General features: G+C 77.1%; 15 protein-coding genes. 9 read left to right on the top strand and 6 right to left on the bottom strand.

The window, feature by feature from the left end:
- The first annotated feature begins 31 nt into the window (after positions 1-31).
- The 3 genes from P9841_RS16370 to P9841_RS16380 are packed head-to-tail and all read left to right on the top strand — an operon-like array spanning position 32 to position 2,305.
- Positions 32-418: a peptidase inhibitor family I36 protein gene (locus P9841_RS16370; RefSeq protein WP_283319647.1), complete on the top strand. Its 387-nt coding sequence runs from the start codon at positions 32-34 to the stop codon at positions 416-418.
- A 19-nt stretch (positions 419-437) separates the two neighbouring features.
- Entirely contained in the window at positions 438-1,094 is a 657-nt protein-coding gene (locus P9841_RS16375) for an RNA polymerase sigma factor (protein ID WP_283319648.1), read from the top strand.
- Positions 1,091-2,305 (top strand): CU044_5270 family protein, encoded by a 1,215-nt coding sequence (locus tag P9841_RS16380; RefSeq protein WP_283319649.1) that lies wholly within the window; start codon positions 1,091-1,093, stop codon positions 2,303-2,305. The genes P9841_RS16375 and P9841_RS16380 overlap by 4 nt, the downstream gene beginning before the upstream one ends.
- 1 nt (position 2,306) lies before the next feature.
- Here P9841_RS16380 and P9841_RS16385 read toward each other — a convergent pair whose 3' ends face one another.
- On the bottom strand, positions 2,307-3,179 hold the full coding sequence (locus tag P9841_RS16385; protein WP_283319650.1) for an NAD(P)H-hydrate dehydratase: 873 nt from the start codon (positions 3,177-3,179) through the stop codon (positions 2,307-2,309).
- On the bottom strand, positions 3,172-3,900 hold the full coding sequence (locus P9841_RS16390) for a histidine phosphatase family protein (protein ID WP_283319651.1): 729 nt from the start codon (positions 3,898-3,900) through the stop codon (positions 3,172-3,174). Before P9841_RS16390 ends, P9841_RS16385 begins: the two co-directional genes overlap by 8 nt.
- Before the next feature lie 177 nt (positions 3,901-4,077).
- Here P9841_RS16390 and adhP point away from each other — a divergent pair, with 177 nt between their 5' ends.
- Positions 4,078-5,097, top strand: a complete 1,020-nt coding sequence (gene adhP / locus P9841_RS16395) for an alcohol dehydrogenase AdhP (protein WP_283321989.1) — start codon at positions 4,078-4,080, stop codon at positions 5,095-5,097.
- A 195-nt stretch (positions 5,098-5,292) separates the two neighbouring features.
- Here the strand turns inward: adhP and mqo are convergent, their stop codons facing one another.
- Positions 5,293-6,954, bottom strand: coding sequence for a malate dehydrogenase (quinone) (gene mqo, locus P9841_RS16400; protein WP_283319652.1), 1,662 nt, complete (start codon positions 6,952-6,954; stop codon positions 5,293-5,295).
- A 134-nt stretch (positions 6,955-7,088) separates the two neighbouring features.
- Here mqo and P9841_RS16405 point away from each other — a divergent pair, with 134 nt between their 5' ends.
- Genes P9841_RS16405 through P9841_RS16420 form a run of 4 tightly spaced genes read left to right on the top strand, consistent with a single transcriptional unit; the run spans position 7,089 to position 9,368 of the window.
- Complete coding sequence (locus P9841_RS16405; protein ID WP_283319653.1) at positions 7,089-7,280, top strand: hypothetical protein; 192 nt, start codon at positions 7,089-7,091, stop codon at positions 7,278-7,280.
- Positions 7,277-7,813, top strand: coding sequence for a hypothetical protein (locus P9841_RS16410; protein WP_283319654.1), 537 nt, complete (start codon positions 7,277-7,279; stop codon positions 7,811-7,813). Before P9841_RS16405 ends, P9841_RS16410 begins: the two co-directional genes overlap by 4 nt.
- Entirely contained in the window at positions 7,810-8,841 is a 1,032-nt protein-coding gene (locus P9841_RS16415; RefSeq protein ID WP_283319655.1) for an NAD-dependent epimerase/dehydratase family protein, read from the top strand. Before P9841_RS16410 ends, P9841_RS16415 begins: the two co-directional genes overlap by 4 nt.
- Before the next feature lie 17 nt (positions 8,842-8,858).
- Positions 8,859-9,368: a DsbA family protein gene (locus P9841_RS16420; RefSeq protein WP_283319656.1), complete on the top strand. Its 510-nt coding sequence runs from the start codon at positions 8,859-8,861 to the stop codon at positions 9,366-9,368.
- 16 nt (positions 9,369-9,384) lie between these two features.
- On the opposite strand, the gene nhaA is transcribed toward P9841_RS16420, so the two are convergent.
- Entirely contained in the window at positions 9,385-10,773 is a 1,389-nt protein-coding gene (gene nhaA, locus P9841_RS16425) for a Na+/H+ antiporter NhaA (protein WP_283319657.1), read from the bottom strand.
- Between the two features lie 126 nt (positions 10,774-10,899).
- On the opposite strand from nhaA, the gene P9841_RS16430 reads away from it, so the two are divergent.
- Entirely contained in the window at positions 10,900-11,724 is an 825-nt protein-coding gene (locus tag P9841_RS16430; protein ID WP_283319658.1) for an SDR family NAD(P)-dependent oxidoreductase, read from the top strand.
- Positions 11,725-11,764: 40 nt separating this feature from the next.
- Here the strand turns inward: P9841_RS16430 and P9841_RS16435 are convergent, their stop codons facing one another.
- Together P9841_RS16435 and P9841_RS16440 are read right to left on the bottom strand one after the other, a co-directional pair.
- On the bottom strand, positions 11,765-12,211 hold the full coding sequence (locus P9841_RS16435) for an HIT family protein (protein ID WP_283319659.1): 447 nt from the start codon (positions 12,209-12,211) through the stop codon (positions 11,765-11,767).
- A 36-nt stretch (positions 12,212-12,247) separates the two neighbouring features.
- Complete coding sequence (locus tag P9841_RS16440) at positions 12,248-12,838, bottom strand: DUF1697 domain-containing protein (protein WP_283319660.1); 591 nt, start codon at positions 12,836-12,838, stop codon at positions 12,248-12,250.
- Positions 12,839-12,895 lie beyond the last annotated feature (57 nt).

The raw sequence follows: 12,895 nt of genomic DNA on the forward strand, positions 1-12,895 counted from the left end.
CCGCTGGACGTCTGCGCGGGATGTGCAGGTCATGGAGACCTCCCGCCGCAACCGTCGCGCCCGCTTCGCCGCGGTCGCCGCCCTCGCACTCGGCCTGACCGCCCTCGCGCCCGTCGCCCAGGCCGACGAGGACGGCCCCGTCGAGCCGCTGTCCAGCAGCCAGTGCGCGAGCGGCCGCTTCTGCGTCTGGTCCGGGACGAACTACAGCGGGACCTTCTGGTCCACGGCGTCCGTCGGCCTGCAGGACACCACCGTCGCCGTCGCCGGCTCCGTCTGGAACCGCATGGGGGTCGACGTCCGCATGTACTCGGGCACCGGCGGCTCCGGCACCATCCGCTGCTGGAACAACGGCCAGCAGAACGGCTCCGTCTCGGTGGGCAGCGCCTCGATCCGTACCATGACAGCCACGACGTGTTAGCGAGCGATCTGAAGGTGGCGTGGGGACGGGCGGCGACGAGGGGGCTGGGCCAGCCGACGCGGCAGGGGACGACGACGCCGCGGCCTTCGCCGCTGCCTACCGGGTGCTCGCGCCGCAGGTCCGCGGGTACGCCCGGCGCCAGGTGCCGGACGGTCTGGCCGAGGACGTCGTCTCCGAGACCTTCCTGGTGGTCTGGCGCCGTTGGCGCGAGGCGCCCCGGGACCCCGAGCAGCTCCGTCCGTGGGTGTTCGGCGTCGCGCGGCACAAGATCCTGCACGTGCGGGAGCAGCACGGCCGCGGGCTCGCGACGCTCTCCCGGGTCGCCGCCCTGGAGCCCACCCGCCCGGCGCCCGGCGACCCGGCCGACGCCCTCGCGGCCGCGGACCGCGCTCGCCGGCTGCTCGCCGCCCTCCCGCCCGCCGAGGGCGAGGCGATGGCCCTGACCGTCTGGGCGGGGCTGACGCCGACCGAGGCCGCCGAGGTGCTCGGCTGCTCGGTCACCGCGCTCACCTCGCGGCTGTCCCGGGCGCGCGCCCGGCTGGGCGCGGTGCTCGCGGCCGACGACCCCGACGGCGCCGGCCTCGGCACCGCCGACCGCACCACCACCGACCGCACGACCCGCACCGCCGGCACCGTGTCACCGGGCCGCGCCGACCAGGAGAGGAGAGGCCGATGAGCACCGACGACGACCGGAAGGCCGCCCTCGCCGAGGTGGCCGCCCTGCGCGCCGCCCTGCGCGCGCAGGGCCTGGACGCCGTGGTCGACGGCACGGACCCCTCCGACCGCCGGGACCCCGCCGACGACGACGCGGCGATCGCCCGGATCCTCGCCGCGGGCGCTGGCGCTGGAGCGGGCGCCGCGGACGAGGCCGCCGCCCCGGCCCCCAGGTCGACGGGCACGGGTGCCGACGGCGAGCCCGCCCCCGTGGTGCCGCTGCGCCGCCGGCGGGTGCGGCCGTGGTGGCTCGCCGCCACGGGTGCGGCGGCGGCCGTCGCGGTCGCGGCGGGCATCGGCCTGTCGGACCTGCGTGACCCCGCCCCGGCGGTCGCCACCGGCTCGCCGCCGATGCTGGCGTACCCGCTGGACCCCGACGACCTGGCGCACGGCGCGGGCGGGTCCGCGCGGGACACCCTGCTGGAGCTCGCGGCGGTCGCCGACGCCCAGGTGGACCCCGCGCCGCGCGGGCAGGTGCAGCGCACGCTGTCGCAGTCGTGGCTGCTGAGCACGAACGCGCAGTGGGACGGCACGTCGGACTCCACGGTCGACCCGACGGTGGTCGAGTCGTGGCTGGGGCCGGACGGGTCGCTCGTCTCGGCGGAGTGGCGCGGGACGCACCTCGACGCGGGCGGGCGGCTCGGGGCGGTCGACACCAGCCCCTCCGAGGCGGCTGTGGACCGGTTGCGCGCCGGCTCCGTCGACCCCGACCTGGTCGCGGGGCTCTCGCTCGACCCGGACACGCTCCGCGCGCAGCTGCGTGCGCCGCTCGCCGCCACCGGCTGCGGGACCGACGCGCCGGCGGACGCCGGGGCGTGGTGCCTCTACCGCGCCGTCACCGACCTCTCCGCGCGGTACGTGCTGCCGTCCGACGTCGAGGCGGCGATGTGGGAGGCGCTCGCGGACGAGCCGGGGGTGACCCTGGCCGGCGAGGTCGTGGACCGCACGGGCCGTCGCGCCGTGGCGGTGTCGGTGCCGGGCGCTCCGACCGACCTGGACCCGACCGTGCGCGTGCTGCTCGTGGATCGCGCGACGGGGCGGCTCTCGGGGCTCGAGGAGGTCGTGCTGTCCTCGCAGCTGCTCGGGTTCACCGAGCCCACCGTCACGCAGTTCCGCTACGTCGTGACGTCGGACTTCGTCGGGGAGGTCGGCGGCCCGGCGGCGCGGCGCTGAGTCAGGGCCGCAGCTCCACCAGCACGGCGGGCACCTCGTCGGCGAGCTCGCGGGCCAGGTAGCCCAGCGGGCCCACCCGCGCGGCGAGGCGGTCCCCGGCGGCGCCGTGCACCGCCGTGCCCCAGCACGCGGCCTGCTCGGGCGGGCAGCCCCCGGCCAGGAGGCCCGCGACGGCCCCCGCCAGGACGTCGCCGCTGCCCGAGGTGCCCAGCCCGGCGTAGCCGGTGGCCGAGGCCCACACCCGCCCGTCGGGGTGGGCCACCCGTCCGGCGCAGGTGACGACGGCGCCCCAGCGTGCCGCCACCCGCGCGGCGGCCTCCTCCGGGGCTGGGTCGTCGCCGTCGAGCAGGCGCGCGGCCTCGGCGAGGTTCGGTGTGAGCACCACGCGGCCGGGCGGCAGCCGCACGTCGTCCGCCATCCCGGGCAGCACGCCGAGCGCGAAGGCGTCGAGCAGGACGGCCGGGGCGTCGTCGGCGTCCCCGAGCGCGGCGAGCACACCGCGGACCAGCCGGGCGCTGCCCTGGGGCTCGTCCAGCCCCGGGCCGACGACGACGGCGTCCGCCCGGCCGAGCTCGTCGGCGAGGTGCGGCGGCAGCTCGCCGGTCGGGGAGCCGTCGGCGTCCTCGGGCAGCGCGAGCACGCCGGACTCCGGCGTCGCCACCGCGAGGGCCGTCGCGACGGACCCCGCGACGGCGAGCGTCAGCCGGCCCGCGCCGATCCGGAGCGCCGTGAGCCCCGTCAGCGCCGCCGCGCCGGGGGTGCGGCGCGCGCCGCCCACGACGAGGACGCCGCCGCGGTCGTCCTTCGCCCCGTCGCGCGCGGGCAGCGGCCAGCCGCGCAGCAGGTTCGGGGTGAGGGCGGGCGCGTCAGTCATCGCCCTGCCCCGGGTGCTCGGTCACGGGCTCGCCCTGCGCGGCCAGGTGCGTCACGTCGTCGAACGTCTCGACGCGCCACCGGCCGTCCGCGCGGGTCAGCTCCGTCAGCGAGGCGTTGCGCACGCTGTGCTCGGCGACCTCGGCCATGAGCTCCTCCTCGGTCAGGCCCTCCGCCACGTAGCGCAGCAGCCAGATCACGGCGTCGTGGCAGACCACGAGCACGGTGCGGTCGGTGCCGGACTCGGCGCGCACCAGGTCCGCCAGCAGCGACCGGAGCCGGAGCGCGACGTCCGCCCACGACTCGCCGCCCGGGGGCCGGTAGTAGAGCTTGCCGAGGCGGTCGCGGCGGGCCGCCTCGTCGGGGAACCGGACCTCCACCCCGTGGCTGGTGAGCCCGTCGAGGATGCCGAGCTCCCGGTCGCGGAGCCGCTCGTCGACCACCGGGCGCAGGTCGAGCCCCGCCCCGGCGACCGCCAGCTCCGCGGTGCGCCGCGCCCGCACGTAGGGCGAGCACCACAGCGCCTGCGGAGCGCGGTGCGAGGGGAGCGTCGCGAGGTGCTCGCCGAGCGCGCGCGCCTGCTCCTCGCCGGTCGCGGACAGCGGGGTGTCGGCGTCGCGGGTGGTCACGCCGACGGTCTCGTCGCCGGCGCGCTCGGCGCGCGTCGCGGCGACGTTCCCCTCGCTCTCCCCGTGCCGGACGAGCAGCAGCCTGGCGGTCATGCCCCCACGGTGTCAGGCCCGCAGCGGGGGCGCATCCGCAGGTCGGACGGCGCTCCCGGTGGGCCGGAGGTCCCGTGACGTGGGACACACCCCGGGGCTACGTTGCTCGTGACAGCGTTCACAAAGTCCGCGCTCCTGCGCGACGCGCAGTGTCGAAGGAGATCTGCCGTGCCCGAGATGATGAAGGCCGCCGTCGTCCGCGAACTCGGAGCCCCCCTCGTCGTGGAGGAGCGCCCCATCCCGGTCCCCGGACCGCACGAGGCCCTGGTCCAGGTCGACTACTCCGGCGTGTGCCACACCGACCTGCACGCGGCGCACGGCGACTGGCCGGTGAAGCCGACGCCGCCGTTCGTGCCGGGCCACGAGGGCGTCGGCCGCGTGGTCGCCGTCGGCTCGGAGGTGCACGACGTGCAGGTCGGCGACCGGCTGGGCAACGCCTGGCTCGCCACCGCGTGCGGCACCTGCCGGGACTGCCTGCGCGGCTGGGAGGCGCTGTGCACCCGGCAGCAGAACTCCGGCTACTCCGTGGACGGGTCGTTCGCCGAGTACATGCTGGTCGACTCCCGCTACGCCCCGCGCATCCCGGATGGCGTGGACGCGGCCGGCCTCACGGCCGTGCTGTGCGCCGGCGTCACGGTCTACAAGGGCCTCAAGGTGGCCGACGCCCACCCGGGCGACTGGGTGGTCGTGTCGGGCATCGGCGGGCTGGGTCACATGGCGATCCAGTACGCCGCGGCCATGGGCTACCGGGTCGTGGCCGTGACGGGCTCCGAGAGCAAGCGCGCCTCGGCGCTCGAGTACGGCGCCGAGCTGGTCGTGAACTACCGCGACGGCGACCCGGGCGAGGCCGTGCACGACCTGGTCGGCGGGGCGCACGCGGCGCTCGTCACCGCGGTGAGCGAGTCGACGTTCCCGCAGGCGCTGTCGATGCTGCGCCGGGGCGGGACGGTGTCGCTGGTCGGCCTGCCGCCGGGGACGTTCCCGCTGTCGATCTTCGACACCGTCCTGCGCGGGCTCACGGTGCGCGGCTCGATCGTCGGCACCCGGCTGGACATGATCGAGGCGATCGACTTCTTCGCCCGCGGCGTCGTGCACACCAAGTACGAGCTGCGGCCGCTGGACGCCGTCAACGACGTCTTCTCGCGGATGGAGACCGGGACGATCGACGGTCGTGTCGTCCTCGACATGGGCCTCTGACGACATGTGACGCACGTCACACGTCCTGCGTGTGACAGATCGAGTCCCCCTGCGGATCTCACGGGTGTACGGCCGGACGGTGTGGAGGGCACCGGCCGGACGTGAGGTGGCCCGTCCGAGCCCGCAGGGGGCGGCTCGGCCGGGCCACCTGTCTGTCCGGCGCCGCCCGTCCGTCAGGGGCGACGGCGAGGGCGGTCAGGCGACCGGGGTGTCCCGGCGGCGCGGGAGCGTCGGCCGCGCGGGGCGGCGACCGGTCGTGCGGGCCCGGGGGGCTGCGTCCGCGGCCTCGTCCGGCCCGTCCGGGGTCGCGCCCGCCGGGTTCGCGTCCGCCGTGCCCGCCGCATCCGCCGTGCCCGCCGGGGCGGCCGCGCCGGGCTCCGTCGGGTCGTCGGTCTCCAGGTCCGAGTCCGCGTGCGCCGCGCCCGCGTCCGTGGCGGCCGGGCCGTCCTGCGCGAGGCTCGGCATCATGCGCTCCAGCTCGGGCTCCCAGGCGGCGTAGCGCTGCGGGAAGCAGCGGTGCAGCAGGTCGAGCATCGCGGACGCCGCGGTGGACGCCCCGGGGGAGGCTCCGAGCAGCCCCGCGATGGAGCCGTCGGCCGCGGTGACCAGCTCGGTCCCGAACTCCAGGACGCCGCCGCCGCGGCCCCGCTTGATGACCTGCACGCGCTGGCCGGCCGTGATGAGCTCCCAGCTCGAGTCGCGCGCCGTCGGCATGAAGGCCCGCAGGGTGCACATCCGGGCGCCGCGCGTGGCGAGGACCTCCGTGACGAGGTACTTCAGCAGGTCGAGGTTGTGCAGCGCGACCGCGACCAGCGGCACGAGGTTCCCCGGTCGGACGGTGCGCAGCAGGTCGGTCCAGGACCCCTGCTTGAGGAACTTCATGCTCCAGCCCGCGTACGGCCCGAACAGCAGGGCGGGGGAGCCGCCGACCACCCGCGTGTCGAGGTGCGGCACCGACATCGGCGGCGAGCCGACGGCGGCCTTGCCGTAGACCTTCGCGCGGTGCTGCCCGACGAGCGCGGGGTCGGTGGTGCGCAGGAACTGCCCGCTGATCGGGAAGCCGCCGTAGCCCCGGATCTCGTCGATCCCGGACGACTGCAGCAGCCGCAGCGCCCCGCCGCCGGCGCCGATGAACACGAACCGGGCGTCCAGCGTGGTGCGCCGCGGGCTGGCGTTCCACGAGCGGTCCACCAGGTGCAGGCGCCAGCCGCCGTCGCGCCGCCGGCGGATCCGGCGGACCTCGTGCTGCAGGCGGACGTGCGCGCCCCGGGCGACGACGGCGTCCACGAGGTGCCGTGCCAGGGCGCCGTAGTCCACGTCGAGGCCGTCGGACGCCCGCGTGGCCGCGACGGGCTCCCCCGGGTGGCGGCCCTCCATGACGAGCGGCGCCCACTGCGCGATCGTCTCCGGGTCCTCGGTGTACTCGAGGTGGGCGAACCGCGGGTGGGCGGCGAGGGCGGCGTGCCGCCGGCGCAGGTAGTCGACGTCGTCCTCGCCGCGCACGAACGTCAGGTGCGGGACCGGCGAGCGGTACCCGTCGTCGGGCAGCATCCCCGCCTCGCGCAGGTGGTCCCAGAGCTCGGTGGAGAGCTGGAACTGCTCGTTGATCGTGACGGCCTTGGCGATGTCGATGCTGCCGTCGGGCCGCTCGGGCGTGTAGTTCAGCTCGCAGAGCGCGGCGTGACCCGTGCCCGCGTTGTTCCAGGCGTCGGTGCTCTCCAGCGCGATCCCGTCGAGCCGCTCGACGACCTCGATGCGCCACGAGGGCTCGAGCTCCGAGAGCAGCGCGGCGAGGGTGGCGGACATGATGCCGCCACCGACCAGGACGACGTCGACCGGCTCAGCACTCGAGGACACCGCTCGATGCTATCCGCCGCGCGGCGGGCCGCGCGCACCATCCCCGGCCCGCGGACACCAGGGACGCAGGTCCCGGGTGGCGCTGGCCGGCCCCACGACGTGCGGGCGGGGGTCCCCGGTGCGACCGTGGGCAGATGAGCACCGACGACACCACCGGCACCGGCTACGACCCCGCCGAGGACCCGGACTCCGACCCGGCCATGCTCAACCCGCGCGAGGGCGCGCAGGCCGCCGGTGACGCCGGCGCCGACGTCGACACGGACGCCGAGCCGGCCAACCTGAACCCCCGCGGCGACGCGGTCGACGGCGACGCGGACACCCCGTGAGCCCCGCGCGCCGGCTCGACCGGTCGCTGCTGCAGACCTACCTCGGGGACCACCTCGCGGGGGCCACTGGCGGCAGCGCGCGGTTCGTCCGCATGGCCGACGCCTACGCGCGGACGCCGCTCGGGCCGGACCTCGCGCGCATCGCCCGCGAGGTCGTCGACGAGCGCGAGTGGCTGCGCGAGACGGCGTACCGCCTGGACGCGCGTCCCAGCGCGCTCAAGCGCCTCGGCGTGGCGGTGGCGGAGCGGGCCGGCCGCCTGAAGCCGAACGGCCGGCTCACGACGCCGTCGCCGCTGTCGGCCGTGATCGAGCTCGACCTGATGCGGGCCGCCGTCGTCGGCAAGCGGGGCCTCTGGGAGACGCTCGACGCGTGGGCCGACGAGCTGGGGCTGGGGCGCGAGCAGCTCGCGCGGCTGCTCGCGCAGGCCGACGAGCAGGCGCAGACGCTCACGCGGCTCGGGGCGGTCGCGCGGGAGCAGGCGTTCACCCGGGAGGCCGAGCCGGGCGGCGGCCGGGACGGCGGCGACCGGTGAGGGTCGTCGTGGTCGGCGCCAGCGGCAACGTCGGCACGGCGCTGCTGCGGCGCCTGCGCGACGACGAGACGGTGACGTCCGTCGCCGGCGTGGTGCGACGCGTCCCGCAGGGTCCCCCGCCGGCCCCGTACGACACGGTGGAGTGGTCGGCGGCGGACGTCGGCGCCCGCGGGCCGGACGCGCCCGTCGTGCGCCGGCTGGCCGCCCTGTTCGCGGGCGCGGACGCCGTCGTGGACCTGGCCTGGCTCATCCAGCCCAGCCACGACCGCGACGCCCTGCGCCGCGTCAACGTCGACGGCATGCGCCGGGTGGTCGCCGCGGTCGTCGAGGCTCGGGTGCCGCACCTCGTCGTCGCGTCGTCCGTCGGGGCGTACTCGCCGTCGTACGGCGACGAACCGCGCGACGAGAGCTGGGACACCGCAGGGGTGCGGTCGTCCGACTACAGCGTGGACAAGGTCGCCGTCGAGCGCCTCCTCGACGAGGCCGAGCTGCGCCACCCCGCGCTGACGATCGCGCGCCTGCGTCCGGCGCTGGTGTTCCAGCACGCCGCCGGGCACGAGATCCAGCGGTACTTCCTCGGCCCGTTCGTGCCGGGGTGGCTGCTGGGCAACCGGCTGCCGGTGCTGCCGTGGCCCGCCGGGTTCCGGCTGCAGGCCGTGCACGCCGACGACCTGGCGGACGCGTTCCGCGAGGCGGTCGTGCGGCAGGCGGCGGGGCCGTTCAACGTCGCGGGCCCCGGCGTGATCCGCGCGGCCGACGTCGCGGACGTCGTGAGCCGCGGACGCTGGCGGGAGGTCCCGCACGCCCCGGTGCGCGCGGCGATGTCGGCCGGCTGGCACGCGCGCGTGGTCCCGGTGGGCCCCGGGTGGTTCGACATGGGCGCGTCGGCGCCGGTGATGGACACCTCGCGCGCCGAGCGGGAGCTCGGCTTCCGGCCCCGGTACCCGGGCGTGCAGGCGATGCGGCAGCTCGTCGCGGGCATCGTGCGCGGCGCCGGGACGGCGAGCCCCCCGATGCGGCCGCGCTGATCGGCGATGCTGGTCGCATGTCCGACGCGCGCCTCGTCCTCGGCGACCCCGCCGCCCCGGTGACCATCACCGAGTACGGCGACCTCGAGTGCCCGTACTGCCGGCAGGCCGAACCGGTCCTGCGCCGCCTCGTGGAGGAGTCCGACGGCGGTGTGCGCCTGGTGTGGCGGCACTTCCCGCTGTTCCAGGTGCACCCGCACGCGCTGGTCGCGGCGCTCGCCGCCGAGGCCGCCGCGGAGCACGGCCTGTTCTGGGAGATGCAGCGGGCGCTGTTCGCGCAGCAGGACCGGCTCGCGGAGCCGGACCTGCGCGCCGTGGGGGCCCGCCTCGGACTGGACCCCGTCGCCGTCGCCGGGCCGGGCGCGCAGCGGTTCGCGGACCTGGTGGAGGCCGACTACGTGACCGGGCTCGGGCTCGGCGTGCGGGGCACCCCGACGCTGTTCGTGCAGGACGAGCAGTACCGCGGGCGGCTGGACCTCGACGCGCTGCGCGCGGCCGTCGCCGCCGCGGCGCCCGGCCGGGGCTGAGCGACCCGCGGGGCGGTCAGGCCGTGCCCGGCCCCCACGGGCGCGGCGGCAGCGCCGGCGGCGGGTCGTCGTCGGGGGAGCACAGCGGCAGCCGGTCCCCGAGGATCCGCAGCAGCACCGTCCCGAGCACGGCCGCCACGAGCGAGCCCGCGAGGATGCCGATCTTCGCCTGCTCCCGGAGCTCGCCCTCGAACGCGAGCTCCGCGATGAACAGCGAGATGGTGAAGCCGATGCCCGCGAGCACGGCGCCCCCCACCAGGTGGCCCCAGCGCACCCGCCCCGGCAGCCGTCCCAGGCCGGTCCGGATCGCGAGCGTCGCGGCCCCCGTGATGCCGAGCGTGTTGCCGGCGACGAGCGCGACGGCGACGCCGATCGTGACCGGCGACGTGGCGGCGGCCCGCAGCGCCTCGGTATCCAGGCGCACGCCGGCGTTCGCGAGCCCGAACACCGGCACGACCACGAACGCCGACCACGGGTGGAGCACGCGCTGCAGCCGCTCGCTCGCCGGCACCGCCGCGCGCGCGGCGAGCTCCGTGAGGTGCTCGCGGTCCGCGGTGGTGTCCGCCACCAGCCCGTCGGCCCACTGCGGCACCTGCTCGACGTGGGCGCGCGGCATCGCCCGCGACGGCAGCAGCAGCCCGACCAGCACCCCGGCGAGCGTCGCGTGCACCCCGGACGCGTTGACCGCGAGCCACAGGGCGACGCCGACCACCGCGTACGGCGCGAGGCGCCACACCCGCAGCCACCGCAGCGCGAGCAGCGCCACCACCAGGGCCCCGGCGACGCCCAGCGCCGCCACGTCGACCCCGTCGTTGTAGAACACCGCCATCACGGTGATCGCGCCGATGTCGTCGACGATGGCCAGCGTCAGCAGGAACAGCCGCAGCCGGTCCGGGCACGCGGGCCCGAACAGCGCGAGGATGCCGACCAGGAACGCGGTGTCCGTCGACATCACGACGCCCCAGCCGTGGGCGGCCTCCGTCCCGGCGTTGAACAGCAGGTAGATCAGCGCGGGGACCGCCAGGCCGCCGAGCGCCCCGAGCGCCGGGACCGCCACCGTGCGCCGGTCGCGCAGCTCGCCGCTGGTGACCTCGCGGTTGATCTCCAGGCCCACGACGCAGAAGAACACCGCCATCGCCGCGTCGTTCACCCAGTGGTGCAGGTCGAGGTCGAGGCCGACCCCGCCGACGTGGAACCCGGCCGAGGTCGACCACAGCGCGTCGTACGCCCCCGCCAGCGGGGAGTTCGCCCACACGAGCGCCACGACGGTCGCCCCGAGCAGGAACACCGCGCTGCCCGCCTCGGTGGCCAGGAAGTCCCGGACGGAGGGGCTGACCGACGGCAGCCGCAGGCGCAGCGGGGGTCCCGGGACGGAGCGGGCGGGGTCGATGGCGTCGGTGGCCACGGGCGGCTCCCAGCGGTCGGTGGTCGGGCGGGGGCGCGGGCCGTCCGCGGGCCCGGCGCTCTCGTCCCGAACGTCGCGGGTGGCGCCAGTATGCCGAGGGACGTGCCGGTGCGCGACGATGAGGGCATGACGACCACTCCGCGCACTGCTGTCGTGACCGGAGCCGGACGGGGGATCGGCCGCGGCCTCGCCCTCGGGCTGGTGGGGGCCGGCTGGGACGTGGCGCTGCTCGGCCGCAGCCCCGGGCCGCTGGCGGCCGTTGCGGCGGAGGCGGCTGCCGCCCGGCCCGGCGCCCACGTCGTGACGGAGGTCGCCGACGTGGTGGACCGCGCGGCGGTGGAGGCGGCCGTCGCCCGCGTCGAGGCGGCGTTCGCGGCGCAGGGCGGGGTGGGGCTGCTCGTCAACAACGCCGGCGTGATCGAGCACCAGGAGGTCGACCTGGTCCGCGACGACCCGGACGACGTGTGGCGCGTGATCGAGACCAACGTGCGCGGCCCGCTGCTGCTCAGCCACGCCGTGCTGCCGGGGATGCTCGCGCGCGGCGCCGGGTACGTCGTCAACATCAACTCCGGGTCGGGGCACCGCCCGTCGCCGGTCTACACCGGCTACGGCATCAGCAAGGGCGCGCTGGCCCGGCTCACCACGATGATCGACCGGCAGTACGCGGACCGCGGCGTGCGGGTGCTGGACGTCGCGCCGGGCGTCGTCGTCACCGACATGACCCGCGCGATGCCGCTGCACGACGACCGCACGCAGTGGACGCCGGTGGAGGACACCGTCGCGCTCGTGGACGCGTTCGGGTCCGGGCGGCTCGACGCGCTGTCCGGGCGGTTCGTGCGCGCGGGCACGGACACCGAGGAGTCGCTCCGGGAGGTCGCCGCCCGGGTGGTGGAGGCCGACGCCCGGACGCTGCGGCTCGTGCCCTACGGCCCGGACGACCCGGTGGCGTAGGGCAGCCGGCGTCCCGGTCGCCGCGGGGCGGAACCCGGGGTCAGAGCGCGGCGGACGTGAGCGTCGGCGGCACGTGCGCCCCGTGCCCCGCCGCCCGCAGCGCGTCCCGCAGGCGCTCGGCGGCCGCGTCGAGCTCGTCGGCCGGCACGTCGTGGCGCGCGGCCGAGAAGCTCAGCTCGGCCTCGCCCCAGGCCGGCAGCACGTGCAGGTGCAGGTGCGGCACCTCGAACCCGGCGACCAGCAGCGCCGCACGCGGGGCGTCCCACGCGGCCTGCTGCGCCCGCCCGACGGTCTTCGCGACGCGCACCAGGTGGGCCAGCAGGTCGTCGTCGGCGTCGGTGAGCTGGGCGACCTCCTCACGGGTGACCACCAGCACGTGCCCGTCGGAGATGGGGGCGATCGTCGCGAACGCCACCGCGCGGTCGTCGGCCCACACGAACCGGCCCGGGAGCTCGCCGTCGATGATGCGGGTGAACAGCGTCGTCATGCCGCCCACGGTACCGACGGGCGGGCCGCCGCGGGGTCAGCCCGCGAGCCGGTCCCGCAGCGCCAGCACCGTGCGCCAGTTGCGCGCGGTCCCCGAGCGGCCCGCGAGCCGGTCGAGCACCGGAGAGGTGACCTTCGAGCGCCCGATCCCGTCGGGGTAGTGCACGTAGCCCTCGGTCCCGCTCCAGGTCGCGCGCTCGCGGCCGTACCGCGCGAGGTCCGCGGGCCCGTCCGCGGGGGCCGGTCCGTCGAGGAACACGACCACCAGGTGCGACGGGTCGGTCGCGGCGGCCTCCGCGTACGGGTTGCCCGCGACGACCGCGTCGACCTGCTCCCGGGTGCGCACGGTCAGCGCGAGCGGCCGACCCAGCCGGTCGGCGAGGTCCGCCGCGAGCCGCTCCGCCAGCGCGCCCGTCGTCGCGGGGGAGCCGGGCGCGGGCACGAGGAGGAGGTTGCCGGTCGCGAGGTGCGTGGCGACGTCGGCGTGACCCAGGGACGTCGCCGCGTCGCGGAGGTCCGCCATGGGCAGCGCCGACGCCCCGCCGACGTTGACGGCGCGCAGCAGCACCAGGACGCGCTCGCCCTCGGGGACGGGCCGGTCGTGCGCGGCGGTCCGGGTCGGGGCCACGGGGTCCTCCTCGGGCGGGGCCGGCGGGTCGCCCCGCGGGGTCCGGGCAGCGACGGC

This window comes from Cellulomonas sp. ES6 (genome assembly GCF_030053835.1).
Taxonomy (GTDB): Bacteria; Actinomycetota; Actinomycetes; order Actinomycetales; family Cellulomonadaceae; genus Cellulomonas.

Bases quoted from the DNA above. Each gene is read 5' to 3' on its own strand.
- P9841_RS16370 (WP_283319647.1), top strand. From the start codon at position 32: ATGGAGACCTCCCGCCGCAACCGTCGCGCCCGCTTCGCCGCGGTCGCC.
- P9841_RS16380 (WP_283319649.1), top strand. From the start codon at position 1,091: ATGAGCACCGACGACGACCGGAAGGCCGCCCTCGCCGAGGTGGCCGCC.
- P9841_RS16385 (WP_283319650.1), bottom strand. From the start codon at position 3,179: ATGACTGACGCGCCCGCCCTCACCCCGAACCTGCTGCGCGGCTGGCCG.
- P9841_RS16390 (WP_283319651.1), bottom strand. From the start codon at position 3,900: ATGACCGCCAGGCTGCTGCTCGTCCGGCACGGGGAGAGCGAGGGGAAC.
- adhP (WP_283321989.1), top strand. From the start codon at position 4,078: ATGATGAAGGCCGCCGTCGTCCGCGAACTCGGAGCCCCCCTCGTCGTG.
- P9841_RS16405 (WP_283319653.1), top strand. From the start codon at position 7,089: ATGAGCACCGACGACACCACCGGCACCGGCTACGACCCCGCCGAGGAC.
- P9841_RS16420 (WP_283319656.1), top strand. From the start codon at position 8,859: ATGTCCGACGCGCGCCTCGTCCTCGGCGACCCCGCCGCCCCGGTGACC.
- P9841_RS16430 (WP_283319658.1), top strand. From the start codon at position 10,900: ATGACGACCACTCCGCGCACTGCTGTCGTGACCGGAGCCGGACGGGGG.
- P9841_RS16435 (WP_283319659.1), bottom strand. From the start codon at position 12,211: ATGACGACGCTGTTCACCCGCATCATCGACGGCGAGCTCCCGGGCCGG.